The organism is Colwellia sp. BRX8-4 (assembly GCF_014077345.1).
GTDB lineage: Bacteria > Pseudomonadota > Gammaproteobacteria > Enterobacterales > Alteromonadaceae > Colwellia_A.
In genome coordinates this window covers 1-23,316 of sequence record NZ_JACGVS010000024.1, presented here as the reverse complement: position 1 = coordinate 23,316, position 23,316 = coordinate 1, and the positions used below count along the sequence as shown (strand labels likewise).

21 protein-coding genes and 6 tRNA genes are annotated in these 23,316 nt (G+C 38.1%); 19 read left to right on the top strand and 8 right to left on the bottom strand.

Features of this window, described 5'->3' with window-relative positions; all coding sequences use genetic code 11:
• The first annotated feature begins 42 nt into the window (after positions 1–42).
• Positions 43–990 (top strand): ribose-phosphate pyrophosphokinase, encoded by a 948-nt coding sequence (locus H4J56_RS16570; protein ID WP_070376156.1) that lies wholly within the window; start codon positions 43–45, stop codon positions 988–990.
• A 120-nt stretch (positions 991–1,110) separates the two neighbouring features.
• Here the strand turns inward: H4J56_RS16570 and H4J56_RS16565 are convergent, their stop codons facing one another.
• Positions 1,111–2,232 (bottom strand): alanine--glyoxylate aminotransferase family protein, encoded by a 1,122-nt coding sequence (locus H4J56_RS16565; protein ID WP_182215473.1) that lies wholly within the window; start codon positions 2,230–2,232, stop codon positions 1,111–1,113.
• Positions 2,233–2,576: 344 nt separating this feature from the next.
• Between H4J56_RS16565 and H4J56_RS16560 the strand changes: the two genes are divergently transcribed.
• From H4J56_RS16560 to H4J56_RS16515, 10 genes are all read left to right on the top strand, one after another.
• Positions 2,577–3,197 carry a 50S ribosomal protein L25/general stress protein Ctc gene (locus H4J56_RS16560; protein ID WP_182215475.1) on the top strand — a complete coding sequence of 207 codons (621 nt, stop codon included), beginning with the start codon at positions 2,577–2,579 and terminating at the stop codon, positions 3,195–3,197.
• 19 nt (positions 3,198–3,216) lie between these two features.
• Positions 3,217–3,801 (top strand): aminoacyl-tRNA hydrolase, encoded by a 585-nt coding sequence (gene pth / locus H4J56_RS16555; protein ID WP_182215476.1) that lies wholly within the window; start codon positions 3,217–3,219, stop codon positions 3,799–3,801.
• Positions 3,802–3,844: 43 nt separating this feature from the next.
• On the top strand, positions 3,845–4,936 hold the full coding sequence (gene ychF, locus H4J56_RS16550; RefSeq protein ID WP_070376152.1) for a redox-regulated ATPase YchF: 1,092 nt from the start codon (positions 3,845–3,847) through the stop codon (positions 4,934–4,936).
• 292 nt (positions 4,937–5,228) lie between these two features.
• Positions 5,229–5,576, top strand: a complete 348-nt coding sequence (locus H4J56_RS16545; protein ID WP_182222688.1) for a DUF3718 domain-containing protein — start codon at positions 5,229–5,231, stop codon at positions 5,574–5,576.
• 216 nt (positions 5,577–5,792) lie between these two features.
• A tRNA-Met gene (locus H4J56_RS16540) sits at positions 5,793–5,869 on the top strand.
• A gap of 37 nt (positions 5,870–5,906) precedes the next feature.
• Positions 5,907–5,991: transfer RNA gene (locus tag H4J56_RS16535), tRNA-Leu, on the top strand.
• A gap of 52 nt (positions 5,992–6,043) precedes the next feature.
• Positions 6,044–6,118 (top strand) — tRNA-Gln (locus H4J56_RS16530).
• Between the two features lie 102 nt (positions 6,119–6,220).
• A tRNA-Gln gene (locus tag H4J56_RS16525) sits at positions 6,221–6,295 on the top strand.
• Positions 6,296–6,427: 132 nt separating this feature from the next.
• Positions 6,428–6,512, top strand: a tRNA-Leu gene (locus H4J56_RS16520).
• A gap of 52 nt (positions 6,513–6,564) precedes the next feature.
• Positions 6,565–6,639, top strand: a tRNA-Gln gene (locus H4J56_RS16515).
• Between the two features lie 101 nt (positions 6,640–6,740).
• Here H4J56_RS16515 and H4J56_RS16510 read toward each other — a convergent pair.
• Positions 6,741–7,952, bottom strand: a complete 1,212-nt coding sequence (locus H4J56_RS16510; protein ID WP_182244529.1) for an FAD-dependent monooxygenase — start codon at positions 7,950–7,952, stop codon at positions 6,741–6,743.
• Positions 7,953–8,204: 252 nt separating this feature from the next.
• Between H4J56_RS16510 and miaB the strand changes: the two genes are divergently transcribed.
• The 6 genes from miaB (at position 8,205) to H4J56_RS16480 (ending at position 15,434) form a co-directional block, all read left to right on the top strand.
• Positions 8,205–9,647 carry a tRNA (N6-isopentenyl adenosine(37)-C2)-methylthiotransferase MiaB gene (gene miaB, locus H4J56_RS16505; protein WP_182215480.1) on the top strand — a complete coding sequence of 481 codons (1,443 nt, stop codon included), beginning with the start codon at positions 8,205–8,207 and terminating at the stop codon, positions 9,645–9,647.
• Between the two features lie 36 nt (positions 9,648–9,683).
• The gene (locus tag H4J56_RS16500) at positions 9,684–10,730 is read left to right on the top strand and encodes a PhoH family protein (protein ID WP_182215481.1); all 1,047 of its coding nucleotides are present in this window, start codon (positions 9,684–9,686) and stop codon (positions 10,728–10,730) included.
• Entirely contained in the window at positions 10,730–11,188 is a 459-nt protein-coding gene (gene ybeY / locus H4J56_RS16495; protein WP_182215483.1) for an rRNA maturation RNase YbeY, read from the top strand. The genes H4J56_RS16500 and ybeY overlap by 1 nt, the downstream gene beginning before the upstream one ends.
• A 108-nt stretch (positions 11,189–11,296) precedes the next feature.
• On the top strand, positions 11,297–12,172 hold the full coding sequence (locus H4J56_RS16490) for an HlyC/CorC family transporter (RefSeq protein ID WP_070376146.1): 876 nt from the start codon (positions 11,297–11,299) through the stop codon (positions 12,170–12,172).
• 5 nt (positions 12,173–12,177) lie between these two features.
• Positions 12,178–13,746 carry an apolipoprotein N-acyltransferase gene (gene lnt / locus H4J56_RS16485; RefSeq protein ID WP_182259622.1) on the top strand — a complete coding sequence of 523 codons (1,569 nt, stop codon included), beginning with the start codon at positions 12,178–12,180 and terminating at the stop codon, positions 13,744–13,746.
• Between the two features lie 26 nt (positions 13,747–13,772).
• A complete protein-coding gene (locus H4J56_RS16480) occupies positions 13,773–15,434 on the top strand; it encodes an amidohydrolase (RefSeq protein WP_182259621.1) in 1,662 nt (553 codons plus the stop codon).
• A 61-nt stretch (positions 15,435–15,495) separates the two neighbouring features.
• Here H4J56_RS16480 and H4J56_RS16475 read toward each other — a convergent pair whose 3' ends face one another.
• Both H4J56_RS16475 and H4J56_RS16470 read right to left on the bottom strand, forming a co-directional pair.
• A complete protein-coding gene (locus tag H4J56_RS16475; RefSeq protein ID WP_182222684.1) occupies positions 15,496–16,464 on the bottom strand; it encodes a diguanylate cyclase in 969 nt (322 codons plus the stop codon).
• Between the two features lie 2 nt (positions 16,465–16,466).
• Positions 16,467–17,576 (bottom strand): response regulator, encoded by a 1,110-nt coding sequence (locus tag H4J56_RS16470; protein WP_182222683.1) that lies wholly within the window; start codon positions 17,574–17,576, stop codon positions 16,467–16,469.
• Positions 17,577–17,749: 173 nt separating this feature from the next.
• Between H4J56_RS16470 and tpx the strand changes: the two genes are divergently transcribed.
• Positions 17,750–18,415 carry a thiol peroxidase gene (gene tpx / locus H4J56_RS16465; protein ID WP_182215491.1) on the top strand — a complete coding sequence of 222 codons (666 nt, stop codon included), beginning with the start codon at positions 17,750–17,752 and terminating at the stop codon, positions 18,413–18,415.
• Positions 18,416–18,707: 292 nt separating this feature from the next.
• Positions 18,708–19,199, top strand: a complete 492-nt coding sequence (locus tag H4J56_RS16460) for an Hsp20 family protein (RefSeq protein ID WP_182215493.1) — start codon at positions 18,708–18,710, stop codon at positions 19,197–19,199.
• Between the two features lie 135 nt (positions 19,200–19,334).
• Here the strand turns inward: H4J56_RS16460 and H4J56_RS16455 are convergent, their stop codons facing one another.
• The 4 genes from H4J56_RS16455 to H4J56_RS16440 are packed head-to-tail and all read right to left on the bottom strand — an operon-like array spanning position 19,335 to position 23,277.
• Positions 19,335–20,570 carry an ABC transporter permease gene (locus H4J56_RS16455; RefSeq protein ID WP_182215494.1) on the bottom strand — a complete coding sequence of 412 codons (1,236 nt, stop codon included), beginning with the start codon at positions 20,568–20,570 and terminating at the stop codon, positions 19,335–19,337.
• Positions 20,563–21,303 carry an ABC transporter ATP-binding protein gene (locus tag H4J56_RS16450; RefSeq protein WP_310733593.1) on the bottom strand — a complete coding sequence of 247 codons (741 nt, stop codon included), beginning with the start codon at positions 21,301–21,303 and terminating at the stop codon, positions 20,563–20,565. The genes H4J56_RS16455 and H4J56_RS16450 overlap by 8 nt, the downstream gene beginning before the upstream one ends.
• 33 nt (positions 21,304–21,336) lie before the next feature.
• Positions 21,337–22,542: an efflux RND transporter periplasmic adaptor subunit gene (locus H4J56_RS16445; protein ID WP_182259620.1), complete on the bottom strand. Its 1,206-nt coding sequence runs from the start codon at positions 22,540–22,542 to the stop codon at positions 21,337–21,339.
• Positions 22,543–22,557: 15 nt separating this feature from the next.
• Positions 22,558–23,277, bottom strand: a complete 720-nt coding sequence (locus tag H4J56_RS16440) for a YIP1 family protein (protein ID WP_182215500.1) — start codon at positions 23,275–23,277, stop codon at positions 22,558–22,560.
• Between the last annotated feature and the right edge of the window lie 39 nt (positions 23,278–23,316).

The following is a 23,316-nucleotide window of genomic DNA, read 5'->3' as shown; positions in this document are numbered from 1 at the left end:
ATAGCGTAACTTAAAATGTCAATAGTTTCCGAGGAACTGACCGTGCCTGACATGAAAATATTTACGGGTAATGCCACCCCTGAACTGGCCAAGAAAGTAGCTGATCGTTTGTATATGACTTTAGGCGATGCCAAAGTCGGTAGTTTTAGCGACGGTGAAATCAGTGTTGAAATTAACGAAAACGTGCGCGGTGCGGATGTTTTTATTATTCAATCAACTTGTGCGCCAACGAATAATAACCTAATGGAATTAATTGTGATGATTGACGCATTACGACGAGCATCTGCTGGTCGTATTACTGCAGTTATTCCATATTTTGGTTATGCTCGCCAAGATAGACGTGTACGTAGTGCTCGTGTACCAATTACTGCGAAAGTTGTCGCTGACTTTTTATCAAGTGTTGGTGTTGACCGAGTATTAACGGTTGACCTACACGCTGAGCAAATTCAGGGTTTCTTCGATGTACCGGTAGATAACGTATTTGGCACACCTATTTTACTTGAAGATATGCTTTCTCGTGATCTAGATAACCCGATTGTAGTTTCTCCTGATATTGGTGGTGTTGTTCGCGCTCGTGCCGTAGCTAAATTACTCAATGAAGCCGATCTTGCTATCATCGATAAGCGTCGTCCAAAAGCCAATGTTGCACAAGTTATGCACATCATTGGTGATGTTGCTGACCGCGACTGTATCATTGTCGACGACATGATAGATACTGGTGGCACATTAGCAAAAGCGGCTGAAGCATTAAAAGCACATGGCGCTAAACGCGTTATTGCTTATGCTACTCATCCAGTTCTTTCTGGTAATGCTGCACAAAACCTAAGAGATTCTGTTATTGATGAGTTAGTGGTAACAGATTCAATACCACTTACCGACGAAATTAAAGCGCTTGGTATTGTTCGTCAACTTACTTTAAGCGGTATGTTGTCTGAAGCGATTCGCCGTGTGTGTAACGAAGAATCTATTTCAGCAATGTTTGACAGTTAAGCATTCCTGATAAAAGAACTTCATAAATAATAAAGCCCCGAGTCATATTTTGACTCGGGGCTTTTTTATTTAACACAACACTAGAGCTACGCTCGCTTAATTCTTTTTGTCAGACGTTGACTATTTCTCTAAAACATCCGCTAAAGCCGCTAAACATAAAGTCACATTTTCAGTTCTTGCTGCATAGCCCATTAATCCAATGCGCCATGCTTTACCAGCAAAACCACCTAGGCCAGCGCCAATTTCTAAATTATATTCATTAAGTAAGGTTTGGCGAACAGCTGCATCATCAACGCCTTGAGGAATCAATACCGTATTTAATTGTGGTAAACGGTATTGCTCTTCAACAACAAACGCTATGCCTAGTTTTTCTAATCCCGTTTTTAATTTCAGGTGTTGGTTTTTATGGCGTTGCCACGCATTTTCTAAACCTTCATCTTGTAACATCACTAAAGATTCATGCAAAGCATAGAGAGAATTCACCGGTGCCGTATGATGATAACTACGTTTACCTGTACCGCCCCAATAGCCCATAACCAAAGATAAATCTAAAAACCAACTGGGCACTTTAGACTTTCTACTTGTTAATTTTTCAACAGCTTTAGTACTAAAGCTAATCGGTGATATGCCGGGCACACACGATAAACATTTTTGACTACCCGAATAAATAGCATCGATTCCCCAATCATCAACCTTTAGTTCAACACCGCCTAATGAGGTCACTGCATCGACGATAGAAAGCGCTGAATTTTCTTGAGCTATGGCACATAAGGCTTTTGCATCAGACAATACACCAGTAGATGTTTCAGCATGAACAAAGGCTAAAAATTTAACATCACTATTGTCTTTAAAAGCTTGTTTTACTTTATTGACATCGACAGGCGTTCCCCACTCATCGTTTATAACGATGGCTTGAGCCCCTATGCGTTGAACATTTTCCACCATACGCGAACCAAAAACACCATTTACACAAACAATCACTTTTTCGCCTGGTTCAACTAAGTTAACAAAACAAGTTTCCATACCTGCCGAGCCTGGCGCTGAAACCGCCATCGTTAATTCATTCTTGGTTTGAAATGCGTATTGTAGTAATGATTTAATTTCGTCCATCATCTGCACAAACTCTGGGTCTAAATGACCAATGGTCGGACGACCTAAAGCAGATAAAACACGGGGTGAAACATCACTAGGACCGGGGCCCATTAAAGTACGAGGAGTTGGATAGAAAGATGTAATTGTCATAGTTAATTCTCTTATCGACATTAGGCATTAGAAGTTATGAGGCACATATACCCGCTCAATTTCAGGACGCAGGTTGCTAGAGTGTATTTTGAATGGTAACGGGTCTAACACCTAAGTTTCAATAAAAAATTATCTATAACGGTCATTTAGCCCAATGATACCCATAATAAGCAGCCATCATTAATAGGTTATTAATCATATTAACGTTGGATATGTTTAAGTTGAGGTGTTATTATGCCGCGCCTTTTATGATGATTGAATTATTTTTATTGTTGTAAAGGTTCATTGTTGTTTTTGGTCGCAAAAAACAACTCAACTAACTCTTTAATATTAGGTATTAAAAAATGACTGATTTATTTACTTTAGAAGCTGAAGTTCGTACTGACCTAGGGAAAGGTGCGAGCCGCCGCCTACGTCACGCAAACAAAGTTCCTGCAATTTTATACGGTGAAGGCCAAGAGCCGATTTCTTTAACGTTAGAGCACAAAAATGTTTACCGTGCACAACAAGAAGAAGCATTCTACTCTCACGTTTTAACTGTAAACATCGACGGTAAGCCAGTTGAGTGTCTTTTAAAAGACATGCAACGTCATCCGTTCAAGCAACTTGTAATGCATTTAGATTTTTTACGCATTGATGCATCTCATGCAGTTCACGTTAACGCTCCTATTCACTTCCTTAACGAAGAAGAAGCAGAGAAAAAAGGTGGCAACATTACTCACCAGATTAACGAAATTGCGATTAGCTGTTTACCTGCTGACATTCCAGAATTCATCGAAGTTGATGTTGCTGATTTAGAAGTTGGTCAAACATTGCATTTATCAGACGTTACTTTGCCTAAAGGCGTAACATCTGACGAATTAGCAAAAGGCGAAGATCATGATCAAGCTGTTGTTTCATTAAATGCACCGAAAGGCGTAACTGAAGAAACTGATGAAGCTGAAGAAACTGAAGCTACTGAATAATCATTAAGTATAAGCTTAAATGACTATTCAACTAGTTGTGGGCCTGGGTAATCCAGGCCCCGAATATACAAAAACTCGTCATAATGCCGGAGTTTGGTTCGTCGAAGAACTTGCTTCTCGCTACAACATCTCCCTCAGACCAGAAAAAAAATATTTCGGACTTTACGGCAAAGGCCTAATAGGTAACGAAGTTGTTCATTTGCTTGTTCCAACAACGTTTATGAATAGAAGTGGTCAGTCTGTAGCGCCTCTTGCAAATTTTTTCCGTATTCCCGTCGATAATATCCTTGTTGCTCATGATGAGTTAGACATGGAACCGGGCGTCTGTAAAATTAAAAAGGGTGGCGGGCACGGTGGACATAACGGCTTACGCGATATTATTTCGTGTCTGGCTAATAACAAAGAATTTTATCGGTTACGCATTGGTATAGGCCACCCAGGTCATAGAGATCGCGTTACCGGACATGTACTTGGCAAAGCACCAGCTATTGACCAAGACAAAATAGATCAAGCGATTGATGAAGCAAGCCGATGTATCGACATCTGGCAAACAGACGATTTAAAGAAAGCTCAAAATCGTTTGCATTCATTCAAGCCGCTATAACTAAACTTTTAAAACAATTTTGCAACACAATTAAGGTATTATCATGGGATTCAAATGCGGTATTGTTGGCTTGCCCAACGTAGGTAAATCAACACTTTTCAATGCATTAACAAAAGCAGGTATTGAAGCAGCTAATTTTCCATTTTGTACTATTGAGCCGAATACGGGTGTAGTGCCCGTGCCCGACCCTCGTTTAGATGCATTAGCCAAAATTGTAAACCCTGAACGCGTGCTAGCAACTACTATGGAATTTGTTGATATTGCAGGTTTAGTGGCTGGCGCTTCAAAAGGTGAAGGTTTAGGAAATAAATTTCTTGCTAACATTCGTGAAACCGATGCAATTGGTCACGTTGTGCGTTGTTTTGATAATGACAACATTATTCATGTTGCCAATAAGGTTAGCCCTAGTGATGACATAGAAGTGATCAATACTGAGCTGGCTTTGTCTGATATGGACACTGCGGAACGAGCAATTTTCCGCTTAGCGAAGAAAGCCAAAGGTGGCGATGCAGACGCTAAATTTGAAATGCCGGTATTAGAAAAGATATTAAAGCATGTTGAAGAAGGACATATGATACGTTCTTTAACATTGTCTAAAGAAGAAAAAGCAGCGGTAGACTACTTAAACTTTTTAACACTAAAGCCGACCATGTATATCGCGAATGTGAATGATGATGGCTTTGAAAATAATCCTTACCTAGATCAAGTTCAAGCAATTGCTGATGCCGAAGGTGCTATCGTTGTTGCTGTTTGTGCTGAAATTGAAAGTGAATTGTCTGAAATGGATGATGAAGACCGTGTTGAGTTTATGGCTGACCTTGGACTAGAAGAACCTGGGCTTAATCGTGTTATTAATGCTGGTTATTCTTTGCTTCACTTGCAAACCTATTTTACGGCAGGTGTAAAAGAAGTACGTGCATGGACAGTAAAGCAAAATGCTACTGCTCCACAAGCTGCTGGTGTTATTCATACCGACTTTGAAAAAGGCTTTATTCGCGCAGAAGTTATTGCCTATGATCACTTTATCGAATTTAATGGCGAGTCAGGGGCTAAAGAGGCCGGTAAATGGCGTTTAGAAGGTAAAGAGTACCGTGTTAAAGATGGTGATGTGGTTCACTTCAGATTTAACGTGTAATGTTTACGCTTTAACGCGAATAAATTAAATAGTAAAAGGAGCTTCGGCTCCTTTTTTGTCTCTAAAAGTAAGTTATTACTCGTCATTAAAATTTGAAAAAATGACTAAAAAAGAAAAAGATATAAATAATAAACAATGAAAACAATAGACTACTTAATTTAAAAAATTTAAAAATATCTTGTTTTATTTCTAAAATATACCACAATTATCATAATACCAATCTGATATAAGTTAAAATCATCAACGTCAGACCAATAACCTATTACTTTAATAAACAATAAAAAGGCAGACCATGAAAAAAACACTCCTACTTGCTAGCTTAATTGCCGCTTCAGTAACTTTTGCCCCTGTGACTAAAGCCGATAATATATCTCTTCGTATTTGTGAATACGTTGCGGCTAATGATAAGAACCGCTTACGTTCATTTATGAAACAAAATAAATTAAAAATTCGTGCACTTTTTGGTAGTATCGAATGTAACGGCCAAAATTTATTAGTTTTTGCTGCATCTAATAGCGCTTTAGAAACAGGTGAATTTATTATTGGTAAAGTACCTTCAAAAGAAGTTGCTAAACATATCGCCGATATTGGTAAATACTCAAAACATTTAGAAGAAGAAGCAAAAGAACGCGTAAAATAATCATAAGTTGATATCTACGCTTCTTTAAAATAAAGCAAGAACTTAGCGTTCTTGTTTTTATTTTAAAGAGATTGCGCTTTCCTAGAATATTAAACGCCCAATTTGTAGACTAAACAAGCAAACAGAAAGAAATTAGCATTTATTATAAAAAAACGGTTGACGTAGCCTAAGCAGATTTGCATAATACGCGCCACTTGCTGAGAGGCAATACGGAAAGGCTACATAGCTCAGCTGGTTAGAGCACATCACTCATAATGATGGGGTCCCAGGTTCAAATCCCGGTGTAGCCACCATTTAACTCTTAGTAGTGAAAGAAGTATTAGAAGAAATGCGGGTTTGGCGGAATTGGTAGACGCGCTGGATTTAGGTTCCAGTATCGAAAGATGTGAGAGTTCAAGTCTCTTGACCCGTACCATTCTAACTAACATTTATCATCATGATATTTGTTAGAAAGTAAGTAACATTGCAGGGGTATAGCCAAGCGGTAAGGCAGCTGGTTTTGATCCAGTCATTCAGAGGTTCAAATCCTCTTACCCCTGCCACTTTCTTGTTTAACATTCCTTTTTTAAAACTCAATCAGTCTTTATTAAAACTAATATTAAACATTATAAGTGTCATATTTACTTGTTATTTAGAATACCTACAGGGGTATAGCCAAGCGGTAAGGCAGCTGGTTTTGATCCAGTCATTCAGAGGTTCAAATCCTCTTACCCCTGCCACTTTATTGTTTAATATTCATTTTTTAAAACGTAATTAATTTTTATTAAAAAAATAGTAAACATTACTGAGTGACATAATAATTATTTGAAATATCTACAAGGCTATTAATGCTTAGTAGTATTAGAAGCAATGCGGGTTTGGCGGAATTGGTAGACGCGCTGGATTTAGGTTCCAGTATCGAAAGATGTGAGAGTTCAAGTCTCTTGACCCGTACCATTCTAACTAACAGTTATCATCATGATAGTTGTTAGAAAATAAGTAACATTACAGGGGTATAGCCAAGCGGTAAGGCAGCTGGTTTTGATCCAGTCATTCAGAGGTTCAAATCCTCTTACCCCTGCCATTCTTTTTGAATCTTACCTTAAACACCCAATAAATATTATCTTAAGACTTAATCTATTACTGCATTGAAAAATTTCTTTTAAGATCCATTATCACTTCAACTTATACACCACAAGCGTAAGCTAAAGCCTTATTTTTCAAAAAAGGTATCTTATTTGCCATTGTCAGCCCTATGTTTCGAAAGAGTTTAATAGCTGGTGATGGGTGGCTAAACGTTGCATACAGTGAATCCATCGTTGTCATCATCAATAGATTGTCTATTCGTCGCTTAGATTCGTAACGTGATAAAACCTCAGGCAAGTGCCAACACTCATTATTACCAATGGCACTGGCTATGACGGTTTGTAAAGCCTTAACATCTTTAAAGCCAAGATTTACTCCCTGCCCTGCCATGGGGTTAATGGTGTGCGCTGCATCACCTAATAATAATACTCGACCTTTTTGATAAGTATTAGCATGTCGACGAGTCAGTGGAAATGCCCCTTTATTAATAACCTTTATTTGACCTATTCGTTGTGGAAATTTTTCAATGATTTCACTTTGCAGTTGTTCATTAGATAAAGCCGACAACCTTTTTATCTCGTTTTTTTGATGATACCAAACCAAGGAAGCATAACCACCTAATTGACTTTCTCCTGGCAGCGGTAAGAAAGCAATTGGGCCAGTCTGAAAAAATTGTTGCCAGGTAATATCTTGTTGTAAATGTTGAGTTTCAACATTAATAAGCATTGCTGATTGCTGATAATCCCAACCCGTTATACCTATATGAGCTAGTTTTCTTACCTGTGAATGAGCGCCATCAGCCGCAATTAATATTTGAGTGGTAATTTTTTCTATTTCACTACACTCTTTTTCAGCCGGTTTAATTGCCAAGCTTACTGCGATTTCATTTTGATGTTCAGTAAAGCTTTCTAAACTCGCTGGTGCAAATAAAGTCACCTTACTGTGAGTTTTAATTTGCTGCCATAAGGCAAGCTGAACTAAGCGATTTTCAATAATATGGCCAAGATGAGATTGCCCAATGTCATCGGCGTTAAACTCGGTATAACTTGCCTGATTTTCCCAAACACCTAATCGTTTATAAGGACACATTCGCCATTGTTTTAATTGTGGCCAAGCCCCCAATTGTGTTAACAAATGCTCAGAAGCAAGCGATATAGCTGAAACACGTAAATCTAGTGCTTGTGTTTCATTAAAACAGACGGGTTGCTTTGGTTCGACAATAGCCACAGTTAACCCTAAGTTTGCCAAAGATAACGCACTAGCAGCGCCAACCATACCACCACCGACCACGACACAATCAAAATTGCTCATAAAATTTACACTTTTTATTTAATGATTTTTCAAAGTTATTCTAACCAACCTATATCAGTTATACGAATATTATTAATGGTTGCGGTCAATAATTGAGATCAGATAGACCCGCGCCACTTAAAGTTGAATCGGGTACTGGCGTCAAGCGTCAAGAAGGAGTAAAATATGCATCCTTAAATTGAACTAACTGCGAAGCAATAAATTTCATGTTAGTTTGTCTAAATTTTTAAATATTTAATGAGTGGAAAGTTAATGAGTAAAAAGCTATATATCAAAACTTGGGGTTGCCAAATGAACGAGTATGACTCGCAGAAAATGGCCGAATTATTAGATTCAACGCATGGTTTTGTATTGGCTGACGAAGCTGAAGATGCTGATGTCATCTTATTAAACACTTGTTCTATACGCGAAAAGGCACAAGAAAAGGTTTTTCATCAGCTAGGCCGTTGGAAACATCTAAAAGACAATAAACCCGGTTTATTAATTGGTGTTGGTGGCTGTGTTGCTTCTCAAGAAGGTGATGCTATTCGCCAGCGTGCGCCTTATGTTGATATGGTTTTTGGCCCACAAACATTGCACCGCCTACCTGAAATGATCCAACAAGTTACCGGTGATCATAATCCTGTTGTTGATGTTAGCTTTCCTGAAATTGAAAAGTTTGATCGTCTTCCTGAACCTAAAGCTGATGGCGCTAGCGCTTTTGTGTCGATTATGGAAGGCTGTAGTAAATACTGTACCTTCTGTGTTGTACCTTACACTCGTGGTGAAGAAGTCAGTCGTCCACTTGACGATGTATTATATGAAATAGCTCAACTTGCTGCACAAGGTGTACGAGAAGTTAATTTATTAGGACAAAACGTTAATGGCTATCGTGGTATTACGCACGATGATGAAATTTGTCGTTTTTCAGAATTATTGCGTTTGGTTGCTACGGTTGACGGCATTGACCGTATTCGCTATACAACATCACATCCGATTGAATTTACCGATGATATCATTGAGGTCTACAAAGACGTTCCTGAATTAGTAAGTCACCTACATTTACCGGTACAAAGTGGCTCAGATAGAATTTTAACGCAAATGAAACGTGGTCATACTGCATTAGAATATAAATCACAAATTCGAAAATTAAAGAAAGCACGTCCAGATATTTGCATGAGTTCAGATTTCATTATTGGTTTTCCTGGTGAATCGGATGCTGACTTCCAAGCAACAATGGATTTAATTAAAGCGGTAGATTTCGATTTAAGCTTTAGTTTTATTTACAGTGCTCGCCCTGGTACACCGGCAGCAGATATGATTGATGATATTTCTGATATCACTAAAAAAGAACGTTTAAAAGTGCTTCAAGACCAAATTACCCATCAAGCATTACGTATTGCACGTCAAATGTTGAATACAGAACAACGTATTCTTGTTGAAGGTCCTTCAAAGAAAAATCCGATGGAATTACGCGGTAAAACAGAAAATAACCGCACGGTTAATTTTGTTGCTCCTCACACGGTTATTGGTCAATTTGTTGATATTAAAATTACTGATGTTTATGCTAACTCGCTGCGCGGTGAATTAGTGCGCGAAGAAAGTGAAATGGGCTTGCGCATTGCGTATTCTCCACAAGACATCCTAGCGAACAGTCATCATACTAGCAAAAGTAGTAACATCGACGAGTTAGGTGTTGGTAGTTTTACGCCTTAATAATTAAAACCTTAGCCTATAAAAACGGATATAAATTTGACTACAAGTATTAGCAAACAATTTGACTTAACACCGCTTGATAATAATCGCCTAGCGAATTTATGTGGTTCAATGGACGATAACTTAAAAACCATTGAACGTCGCCTTGGTGTTAAAATAAGTTACAGCAGCAATGAATTTAAAGTGATGGGTGAACCCGCAAATTGTGAAGCCGTCATTGTCTTGCTTAAGAATTTATATATTGAAACAGCAACCGTAAAAAATGAGCTAAAAGAAATCACAGAAAAAATGGTCCATCTTGCTATTTTAGACGCAAAAGTGCTTGAGCAAGAGCCCACTAAAGTTGATGTTGATTTCGACAAGTTAGTGACTATAAAAACCAAACGTGGTGTCGTCAAACCTCGTAATCCAAACCAGCAAAGTTATGTGCATAACATTATGAGTAATGACATTAGCTTTGGCGTTGGTGTTGCGGGTACAGGTAAAACCTATTTAGCCGTTGCTTGTGCTGTTGAAGCTTTAGAAAAACAAGAAGTTAGACGAATTCTGTTAACACGCCCAGCCGTTGAAGCGGGTGAAAAATTGGGATTCCTTCCAGGTGATTTATCACAAAAAGTGGATCCTTACCTGCGCCCATTATACGACGCACTCTTTGAAATGCTAGGTTTTGAAAAAGTTGAAAAGCTTATCGAGCGCAATGTCATTGAGATTGCTCCTCTTGCTTATATGCGTGGCAGAACATTAAATGATGCTTTTATAATTCTTGATGAAAGTCAGAATACGACCGTAGAACAAATGAAAATGTTTTTAACCCGTATTGGCTTTAATGCCCGTGCTGTTATCACCGGTGATATTACCCAAGTAGATTTACCACGTGGTGCTAAATCAGGCTTACGTCACGCGATTGAAGTACTTGACGATATTCCTGGCATTAGTTTCAACTACTTTGAATCAAAAGATATTGTCCGCCACCCGGTTGTGGCTAGAATTGTTGATGCATATGATGCTTTTGAACAAAAAGAAAAACGTTTAAAAGATGAAAAAAGAAATAAAGCGGCACTTGATGCTATGGATAATCAATAGTGGCAACACTACTCGATCTTCAACATGCTTGTGATGCCAAAAATTTACCCAGCAATGAACAGTTTCAATCTTGGGTAAATATCGCTTTAAATAATGATAAAACGGATTTTGAACTTACCATTCGTCTCGTTGACGTTAAAGAAAGCCAGTCTCTGAACTTACAGTATCGTGGAAAAGATAAACCGACCAATGTTTTATCATTTCCTTTTGAGGTACCAGCAGAAATTGAACTAGACTTACTCGGTGATTTAGTGATTTGTGCTGACATCGTCGCCCAAGAAGCCAATGAACAGCACAAAGACCTGCATAATCACTGGGCTCATATGGTGATTCATGGCTGCTTACACTTATTAGGTTACGATCATATTGATGAAGTTGAAGCCACAGAAATGGAAGCACTGGAAACAAAATTACTTAAAGCACTCGATATATCCGATCCTTATATTATAAATGAATAAATTTATCCTTTAGAATTCATAGATAAATAACCACTTACTACTTGAATTTACTTTCGATTGATTAGAAAATAAGCAACAAGTTAACCTTACAGGAAATAAATAAGCTCTATGAGCGATGACCACCCCCACTCTAGCAACGGCTCTGCAAATCGATCGATACTTGATAAAATAGTACAGGTCTTTACCGGAGAGCCCAAAAGTAAAGACGAATTGGTTGATGTATTAAATGACGCTGAAGACCGCGACTTAATTAAGCCAGAAACCAAGTTAATGATCCAAGGTGTATTAGAAGTTTCTGATATGCGAGTGCGTGATATTATGATCCCAAGATCGCAAATGGTCACGCTTGATATCAACGATCCGATTGAACATTCTTTACCGATCATCTTAGAGTCTGGTCACTCTAGATTTCCTGTTATTAACGACGATATTGATCACATTGAGGGAATTTTACTCGCTAAAGATCTGCTCGCTTACGGCTTTGGTCAACAAGAAGAATGCATCATAGCCAAAATAATTCGTCCATCGATTATTGTTCCAGAAAGTAAAAGAGTTGAACCGTTATTACAAGAGTTTCGTTCTCAGCGTTATCATATGGCAATTGTTGTTGATGAATATGGTGGCGTTTCTGGTGTTGTCACTATTGAAGATATTCTTGAATTAATTGTTGGTGAAATTGAAGATGAAACAGATGATGAAATTGAACTAGATATTAAGTATCTTGCCGGTAATGTTTATCAAGTTAAGGCATTAACAGAGCTTGATGACTTCAATGAATATTTTAATACTGAGTTTGATGGCAACGATGCCGATACTATTGGTGGCGTAGTGTTACATCAATTTGGCCATATGCCTAAAAAAGGTGAAATAATGACGATTGGTGATTTTGAATTTAAAGTCACCGCCGGCGATAATCGCCGTATCCAAAGCTTACATATTACGATTCCAAAAGACCATAAAATCAATGGAAAGATAGTCGACTAACCTCAATGGCGCTCAAGACACTAGGCACTCGCCTAATAAAACGACTACGCGATAACTTATTTAATAAGCGTAACTGGCTCAGCTTCCTTGCTGGGCTCAGCTTAGTGCTCGCCTACGCACCTTTTTCGCTATGGTGGCTGATGCTTATTGTGCTGCCGTTATTTCTCCATTCTATTAATGGTACTGATGTAAAGACAGCCACTAAACAAGGTTTCATCTTTGCTCTTGGTTGGTTTGGTAGCGGTATTAGTTGGGTGCATGTCAGTATTGATCAATTTGGTGGTTTGCCACTATTTTTCTCACTGTTATTGATGGTGTTATTGTGTTGTTATTTGGCACTTTATCCAGCACTTGCTTGCTATTTATCAACGAGGTTTGCGCCAAAGAAAAAATTCTCTCTGTGGTTACTGCCACCCTGCTGGCTTATTTCAGAATATTTGCGTGCTAACATCTTGACTGGTTTTCCCTGGCTTTCAATTGGCTATAGCCAAATCGATGGTCCACTAGCGAGTTTTGCACCACTGATTGGTGAAATAGGAATAAGTGCTTTGCTGCTGGTAATCAGTATTGCGGTTATTAATGTTATAAATAACTGCTATCGCAAGACACATATACTCTTATTGATTGCTGTGTCTATCTCCGCTTATTTATTAACGAATGTTGCTTGGGTAACACCGACCAGCAAAACAATTACCGCTGCTTTAGTACAAGGTAATGTTGAACAATCAATGAAATGGCAGCCCGAAAAAGAGTGGCCCATCCAATTAAAATACCTAGATCACAGCCGAGAAAATTATGATGCTGACATTATTGTTTGGCCGGAGTCAGCAGTAACAGCATTAGAACCCGCTGCACAAGACTTTCTCAGTATGGCCGATAGATCTGCCGCACTCAATGATAGTGCTATTATTACCGGTATTTTAGATTACAAATATCAATCAAAAACCTATTTCAATTCACTGATTGTCATCGGTAAAAAAGAAAGTAACGACGATACTGGGCATTACCGTTATAACCATAGTAACCGCTATTATAAAAACCACCTGTTACCCATAGGTGAATTTGTGCCTTTTGGTGACATATTAAGAAAAATTGCGCCAATATTTAATTTACAATATTCTTCTTTCACCCGAGGTGACTATATTCAACCCAACCTTGTTGCTAAAGGCGTTCATCTATTACCGCTTATTTGTTTTGAAATTGCCTTTCCTGAGCAATTAGCCGCTAACTTTACCAACGAAACCGACATTTTACTCACGGTTAGCAATGATTCTTGGTTTGGCGATTCACATGGTCCACATCAACATTTAGACATTGCTCGCATGCGCGCTTTGGAATTTGGTCGACCACTGCTACGTGCCACCAACAATGGTGTAACCGCTATCGTTGATCACCAAGGAAATATTCAAGCCACACTGCCACAGTTTACTGACGCTGTGCTTAAAGCTGACCTTGAACTCGTCCAAGGAAAGACTTTTTATAGTCAATATTGGCAACTTATTCATTGGTTATTACCATTAATACTATTAATTTTATTTTTCTGCCTTTATCCTATGCTCAATAAAAAAACATAAAAAACAATAATACATAGGATTTATTTATGAAAGTATTGACTAAACACCTGTCCACTTTAACCTTATTTTTACTGACCTCTACCAGTTTAGCCTTCGCACAAACAACCATTATCACCAATGTTCAGGGCTATACTTTAGCTGACCAACAATTAAAGCAGTTTACGGCTATTCAATTTACCGATGATAAAATTGATAAACTTTTTATCGATGGTGAAGTATTACCTAAATCCGGTCAGATGACGGTTATCGATGGCCAGGGTAAAACACTACTTCCGGGCTTAATTGATGCTCATGGCCATATATTAAGTTACGGCTTAAGTTTGATGCAAGCAAATTTACTTGGCTCACTTTCAGAAGAATCAGCGGTAAAGAAAGCCATAAATTATGCAAAGGCAAACCCAGATATTACTTGGGTACAAGGACAAGGCTGGAACCAAACTCAATGGGAAAACACCCAATTTCCAACAGCAAAATCGCTAGATAAACACTTTCCTAACAAACCAGTATTCTTACGACGTGTTGATGGACATGCGGGCTGGGCCAATACTAAAGCGATGGAGCTTGCTGGTATAACATCAGCGACACAAAGTCCAACGGGTGGCGATATAATTCGTGATGACTCTGGTCAGCCAACAGGAATTTTTATTGATAATGCCATGGATTTGATCACTAAAAGCATTGCCCCTTTGACCAAGCAAGAACAAAAATTAGTCTTAAAAAAAGCGCTTAATAAATTGGTATCTTTTGGTTTAACCAGTGTTCATGATGCTGGTATTTTTACTGATAACCTTGAACTATTCAAAGAATTGAGCAATGAAAACGCCCTCCCTATGCGTGTCAACGCTATGTTGTATTTACCCTCTGAAAATTGGCAGGAAACACTCAAGCAAGGACCATTCACTAGCCGTGATAACATGCTTAATTTTAATAGTGTGAAAATTCAAGCCGATGGTGCTTTGGGTAGTCGTGGCGCCTCTTTAATTGCTGATTATTCAGACCATGCTGGTCATAAAGGTTTAATGTTACATGACAAAGAAAAGTTAACCTTGTATATGAATACTGCGATGAAGGCAGGTTTTCAGGTGAATACTCATGCCATTGGTGATAATGCTAATAAAGTGGTTCTAGATTTATATCAACACCAAATAAAAGCAACAAATAGCGAAGCGCTTCGTCATAGAGTTGAACATGCGCAAATATTACAATTAAGTGATATTCCTCGCTTCGCTGAGCTCAACATTATCGCTTCAATGCAAGCTACACACGCAACCAGTGATAAAAACATGGCTGTTGACCGAATTGGTGAAGAACGTATTTTAGGTGCTTATGCATGGCGTAAATTGATGAATGCCAAAGCTATAATCGCTGCAGGCTCAGATTTTCCAGTGGAATCTCCTAATCCATTTTTTGGTTTACACTCTTCAGTCACCCGTCAAGATCATCAGAACCAACCGAAAAATGGCTGGTTCAGTGAAGAAAGTATGACACGCTTAGAAGCCTTACGAACTTTTACTATTGACGCGGCTTATGCAGCACACCAAGAAAATACTTTAGGTAGCTTAGAAAAAGGTAAAAAAGCTGACTTTATTTTATTAGAAGATAATTACTTTACAGAAAACCAACAAGATATCTGGAAGAATAAAGTCATAGCGACTTGGGTAAATGGAAAAAAAGTTTACGCTCATTAAAGTAAATATTTTATATAAAAAAAGCCCATAAGGGCTTTTTTTATGACTTATTTGTAACGAACTAAACTAGTTGCTTAGGGTGCAAGGCTATTTGATTACGGCCATTATCTTTTGCTCGGTACATAGCGGCATCAGCACACTCAATCCAAGCTTCATAACTTTCAATACTAATGTCTATTTCAGCAATCCCCATACTTACCGTATATTTAACATCAATGTCATTATATTTCACCACAGATTTTTCAATCTCTTCTCTTAATCGTTCAGCAAATACTTTACCATTATCTAATGGTGTGTCCGCTAATAATATAACAAATTCCTCACCACCGTAGCGCCCCGAAACATCTGTTTCACGCACATGATGGCGAATAAGTCCTGAGATATGGCGAATAACTTCGTCACCAACGACATGGCCATAGGTATCGTTAACCACTTTAAAATGATCAATATCAATCATCACTAAGCAACTAGGGTTTTGACTACGGATCCAACGCTTGTATTCCGCTTGCAAGCAATGCTCCCAGTGCGTGCGATTAAACAGTTTTGTTAGGCCATCAGTTTGACTCAAAATAGCTAATTCTTTATTCGCCTTAACTAAGTCTTTTTTATGAGAAGCATTATCAGTCACATCATAAATAATGAGACATAAATGAGTCACTATTCCTGTCGCTGACATCAAAGGAATAAAAGTAGTATTTTGATACATATAATCAGCCGCCCCTGTGATAGGACGATAATTTTGAAACTTAAACAAATAAGGACGTTGTTCCCAAATTGTAAAGGCTTTATTTTTTAGTAAAAAGACTGATTCAGCTTTGCGCTTAAACCATGCTTCAGGTATTTCATCAAACAAAGGGAATAGCACTTTATCTTTCACTTCACGGGGTAACAGACCGCTATGATTCTCCATAAAACCATTCCATATTTGCACTTTATAATCTCTATCTAGTACAACCAATCCTACATCGATGGTGTGTAACATTTCCATTAACCAATGTAATTCATTTATTTGTGATGTTTCTAATGACATAGTTAATCCAGTAAGTAAGAGATTTTATTATTGAGTGTACGCATAGACTCTTCGGTAAAGAGTAAGAGTAAATCACATTTGATTGAATAGTCTTCAATGCTATAACTAATTTCGATAGCTAAGGTACGCTTCCATTTTTTAGAGTTGGTCGCTATCAACTCAGATATTTTTTTATGTTGTCCTAAAACAACGGGGTGGCCTTGGCTAAAAGGCATATCTAATTGGGCAGAAACACCATTTAAACAAGCACCAATAAGTACATTGGCTAGATCCATTAATAATTCAAGCTCAGTACTTTCATCAACTTCATACTTATAATTCATTAATGAAGCAACATCTTTAAAACTTGAGTCATTTAAAATAAGTAGTGCTTCACCAGAAATACCCGCGCCAATAAATCCTTGGCAAATTCCCGAAGTACTTTCTTGTTCTTCTACATCAGAGAGCGCCATGCTCAGTTCACTAACTTCAATTAAGTTGACATTAGGAATGGGGAGAACAACAAACACATCAAGTAAACGCGCTAATAAATCTCCTGCTTGTCCCATAGCGACGTTGGCTATTTCTTGGTAACAGTCTCGAAGTTCAGGGTCTAAGAAAAACGCTTCATCTGATTGTTCTCTTTCAATACTAACTGTCTCTGCCGCTTGTGTCAGTGGTGCCAACTCGCTATGTTTAGGAGCTGGGGCTATCACCGGCGGTTTTTCGATTTCAACGGGTAAAGGCTTTTCTTCTTCGCTGTTTTGGGTAAAAATACCGTAAGCCGATAATATTTCTGTTAGTTTGGTTTTATTGACTGGCTTTTGAATAAAGTCTAGAGCACCTAAGCTCGTAACACGTTGGTGTGCTTCTGGCTGTATATCGCCAGAAATTACAATCACCATAGTGTTTAAGTCTTCTTTAATAATAGTTTCAAGGACTTGGTAACCGTCCATCACTGGCATATTTAAATCAAGTAAAAGTACATCACCTTTACCAGCTTTTATTGCTTGAATGCCTTCTTCGCCGTTAGTAGCAAAGCTTATCTCGACATCCCAATCATCAGGTAAAGAACGTGCTACCTGCTTACGCGCCATATTTGAGTCATCACAAATTAACAAGGGTATTGACATATTTTCGTTATTCCTATTTTCAGATAATAGTTGTGGTGATGATTTTTCAACATTTTACTGTTTATCTATAAATAACAATAGATAATATTTGAAATAAAGCACTAAATAATGGCTATTTTTTATCGTCAAAGTTAACATCTCTTTATCCAAAATTTTTAAGCGCGCTTAACATTATGAAATTTTCAACCGTATTTCTTACTTTTTCACTGATTTTAACTTTAAATAGCCTGAGCATTTTTGTGGCATCTGCAAAGCCACTTGATGAAGATAATTTACAACAAACAACTGACTTAGTTAAGGCAAATAACAAATTCATCACGCTATTAGGTACACAAGTTGATGTTGGTCAAAAAGCCCCTAATTTTAAAGTGGTTAATGCCAGTTTTGTGCCGGTAACTCTCGAAGCATTCTCAGGAAAAAACATTCTTATCTCTGTGGTACCAAGTTTAGACACCGGCGTCTGTGCCTTACAAACAAAACGTTTCAACGAAGAAATGGCAAAATTACCCCAAGACATTGTTGTGTTAACGATTAGCAATGATTTACCTTTTGCGCAAAAACGTTTTTGTGAAGCAGAAAGTATCGATAAAATAACGGTCTTATCTGATTCAGTGTGGCGCAACTTTGGTAGTAATTACGGCTTACTCATTAAAGATATGGGCTTATTAACGCGAGCGATATTTATTATTGATTCATCAGGAATGATCGCTTACAAGGAAATTGTTGCTGATATTTCAAAGCACCCTAATTATGAATTAGCCCTTTCGACCATACAAGCATTAAGCCCAAGTGAAACACTGGATATGGAAACGGTTCAAGAGAATAACGACAAACAATAAATCATTACATTTCAAAAGCTTAAATTAAAAACAATTTTAATTTAAATTTAAAACTTGAAAAATAAAACATCGCGCCCATCTTTATTAATGTAGTCGCCACAAGCTAAACGGGACTACATTAACCGCCTGTTCAATATTGAAAGGCACCTTAAATCTCTGAGAATAATAATTTCAGCCTAGCTATATCGCGACTTTATGTTGGTTATAGTAAGCACAGAAATATTCAAAAGAGATCCCATATTGCTAATACCCTTACATCTCAATTATGGGTATAACTAATAGGATATGAATTATGCGTATACAAACAGATATCAGCCCACTTTACCGTTCATTTATTGGCTTTGAACACTTAGCGGGTTTAATTGAAAAAGCGTCTCGTACAGACAAGCAATCATCTTACCCCCCTTACAATGTAGAATTACTTGCCGAAGACCAATATCGTATTACTATGGCTATTGCTGGCTTTGCCGATGAAGATCTTGAAATTGAATCAAAAGAGAACACCTTAATCGTTACCGGTACCAAACCTGTCAACGATAATGGTTCACCAAGAAACTTTGTACATCAAGGTATTGCTGAGCGTAACTTCGAACGTAAATTTCAACTCGGTGAACATGTCAAAGTCATCGGTGCTTTTATGGAGCATGGTTTGCTGCATATAGATTTAGAGAGAGAAATACCTGAAGCGTTAAAACCAAGAAAAATTGCGATAAATGGTAAAAGTTTACTGCAACCACGTGCTGCTTCAAGAACTAACCATTCGATAGGAGCAAACGAAAGCTAAACTTTTATTGATTATGTTTCTCCCTTATATTTTTTGCCCAGTCTATGACTGGGCTTTTTTTGTTTAAGAGGTATAAAATATAAAACGTTAATAAGCTCTTTAATTACACAATTATATCGCTGTAATACATGTTAACTACTCATAACGTAGCGCATCAATAGGATCTAAATTAGCCGCTTTAGCCGCTGGAATAATACCAAATAACAGCCCAACGCCTGCACTAAAACCAAACGATAACATTATAGCCCACATAGGTACTTCTGCTGATGGTAAATCAATAAGGCTACTCACCAAAGCGCCAGCACCATAACCTAATGCCAAACCAATTAAACCACCCAGTAAACATAAGAACACAGCTTCTATAAGAAACTGCAAAAGTATATCTACACGCGTTGCGCCAAGCGCTTTTTGAATACCTATTTCGCGGGTGCGTTCAGTCACTGAAACCAGCATAATATTCATAATACCAATACCGCCTACCAATAATGAAATACCAACAACACCACTGAGCACCATAGTGGTACTTGAGGTAATACTATTGACGGTTTCAAGCATTTGCTCTGCGGTACTAATTTTAAAATCATCCGCTGTTTCTTTAGATATATTATGATTTCGACGCAGTAGATTTTGAATATGCTGCTTAATACTTTCAAGTTGATTTGCATCGTCCACTTGCAGCGAAATACTGATATCGGGTTCTTCAGCACCACCTAACAAAGCTCTTGTTGTTGTATAAGGCAACAGTATAAAGTCATCTTGATCAAAGCCAAAAAGTTTACCACGCTTTTCTAGCACGCCAATCACTTTAAACCACTCACCGCCAATCATAATATACTGACCAACAGCAGAACCTTTGATTTCAAGTTTGTCTATAATCGAGTCCCCTAACACGGCTACGCGGCGTCGAGACTTATCATCATTTATATTAAAAAAGCGCCCCGTTTCAGGAAAGATGCCATATAGAGATTGATAACTAGAGCCTGTACCGACAACGCGTGTTGCCGTTGACTCCCCTTTATACTGAACTACGCCATTTGGGCCTGTTGCGGCAACCGTTGGAGTGATATGGCTAATGCCTGAAACTTTATACTGTATTTCTAAAAAGTCACGGTAAGTTAATTTGGCAACTTTGCCTTGAAGACGTTCTTTTAGCGGCGTAAAAGCATTAATACTGACAACATTAGTGCCCATATCGTCGAACTGCGAAGTAATACTGCTGCTTAATCCTTGTACGACAGAGACAACAGCAATCACTGAGGCAACGCCAATAATAATACCTAAGGTTGTTAAAAAACTTCGAAAACCGTGAGCACGCACCGAATGTGCCGCTGAACGAGTACTCTCAACAATTTTAAAGAAAACACTAGACATTAGCACTCTCCTTTATCAGTTGCTGCTCTTTATAGTGCTGTTCAATATTTGGGTTTAATGAATCAGCAACTAAGCAGCCATCAGTTAAGCGTATAACTCGCTGACAACGATCGGCTATTTCCTGTTCATGGGTTACAATAATTAGGGTTTGGCCATCTTGGTGAAGCTCATCAAACAGTGCCATAATTTCCATTGTGGTTGCTGAATCTAAGTTCCCGGTAGGTTCATCTGCTAACAATATCGCAGGTTCAGTGACTAATGCCCGAGCGATAGCGACACGCTGACGTTGTCCACCAGACAACTGATTCGGTAAATGGTCAATGCGGTCCTTTAAACCGACCCGGGTTAAGGCTAGCTTAGCCTTTATACGGCGTTCTTTGATTGGCATGCCTCGATATATCAATGGTTGCATGACATTTTGTAAAGCACTTGATCTGGGTAATAAATTAAAACTTTGAAAAATAAAGCCAATTTCTAAATTTCTAATACCCGCCAGAGTTGTTTCATCAAGCTTAGCTACATCTCTGTCTTTAAGTTTATATTCACCACTTGTTGGATAATCTAAGCAGCCAAGAATATTCATCAAGGTCGATTTACCTGACCCCGACTGTCCGGTTATAGCAATAAAGTCATTATATTGAATATCCAAATCAAAATTATTGAGTGCATAAAACGCTTGATTACCCATTTTATAAAGGCGAGCGATATTTCTTAATGAAATAATTGGCGCTATCACTTTTTTTTCTTGAGAAATGTTAGACATCATTTATGCCTCTTTATCGATCACTTTCACCGACTGAGCATCTTTTAATTTACCAAGTGCTCTTGCGGGTCCAATGATCACTTTATCACCTACTTTTAGGCCTGAAGTAATTTCTTGTAAGCGATCATTTGAGATACCTAGCTCAACATTCTGCTTTACAGCCTTACCATCAATAAGCACAAATACGTGGTCAACATTATCTGCAAGCGCTTCGTTATCGCTTTCATCGTCTACTTGAACGTTCTTGCCCTGTGTAGCAAAAATGACTGACTCACTGGGTACCGCTATCGTTTTACTTTTACTCTGGGTATATATTTCGGCGCGACAACTCATACCAGGTCGAACGGCGATAGTATTTGAGTCAGACAATAATATTTTAACTTTGAAGCTTAAACCTTGTCGTCCTTGTGCGCGCTTAGCTGTGGTGGCAATGCTCTGAACTTGCCCCTTAAGCGCTTTATCAGGAAAGGCGACCGCAAAGATATCGGCTTGCTGTCCAACAAGAATATTTGCAATATCTGCTTCGTCGACCTCTACTTCAATGAGAATAGAAGAGGGATCAGCTAAAGTAATTAAATTTGATCCTGAAATATTTGTGCTGCCACTAATGGCTGTTTCGCCTTGTTTAATATCAACTGACGTCGCAATACCCTTTATAGGAGAACGAAAAACGGTTTTATCTAAACGCTCTTGTGCTTTATCAAGTGTAGCTTGCGCTTGCAGTAAAGATTCTTGACGAGAACGTAAATCAATTTTTGCTAATGCGTATTGATTGTCGATAAGTTCATAAGCGTCACGGTCAAGAATTTTTCGTTGATATAAGTCATGTTTGCGCTGCCATTGAGATTTTAAGTTTTCAATTTTCTTGCTTTGATGCTCGATGGCAATCTTTTGAATACGAACAAAAGCCGCTTGTTGCTCGACATCAGCACGGAAAGTGCGAGGTTCAAGGCGCATTAATACTTGCCCCTTAGTCACCTCATCACCTTCTTCTATTAACATTTCACTGACTTGGCCAATAACTTCAGAGCGTAACTGAACCTGCTCTTTATAAACTAAAGTGCCTGAGGCCAAAATTGAACGTTTAATGTTTTCAGCAGCCACTTGCTGAACCTTAACTTCAAGCCTCTGGGATTGACCCGTTTTTTTAAAGTAAGCTAAACTGACTAGCCCAATAATAACCACAATAATAATCAGTATTTTTTTCATAAAATCGTGCTCTTTTTAAGCGATAAACATTATGTATAAAGCCCAAGAAATAAAGATAAGTATTTGCGGAGCAGCAGCAATAAAAAATGCTTTTTGAGTGTTAATATTCAACCAAGAGCGCAGACCGATAGTGGTCACTGCAATCAGCCAAAATGAAAATAAGTTAATCGCTTCAAGCAGGCCAAACCAAGCATTGTTTGCCTCAACAGAAAATAATAAGCTATTAAAACTTGTTGGCTGCAAATCTTGCATTGACACCCTACCATCGCCAGCAAATACAATAACAAGTGCACTTAGCACGACAGAAATAATAGCAGGAAAACTTGCCCACCAAGTAAACGCAAACCATTGAGTAAATTTATACTCACTTGCCGCGCTGACTTTCGTCACTATGTGGTAATAGACGGCCGTCAGCATGTTAATAACCACAAAACCTAAAGAGCCACCAATAGCGGTTGTCCAAATCATGGTATCCTTTTGATAAAAACTTGCTACGGCTTTAAGCTCATCATCGGTCATCGGTTTTGACGCCGCAATTTGGTTAATCATTTGCTCTTTTAACCAAGTAAAATCAACAACACTAAAGTAATAGATAAATAACACAAAAGTAGAACTAGTCAGCAGAATAAAAGGTAACCATGACCAGCCTTTTTTTTCTTTAACCGTATCAAAAGCAACAAGGGGTGAAAGTATAGTATCCAAGCAAGCTTGAAAAGGGTTTGCAGACAATTTCATAATTTTCTCTTTTTAGTTTTTTTAGTTTTTTTAGTTTTT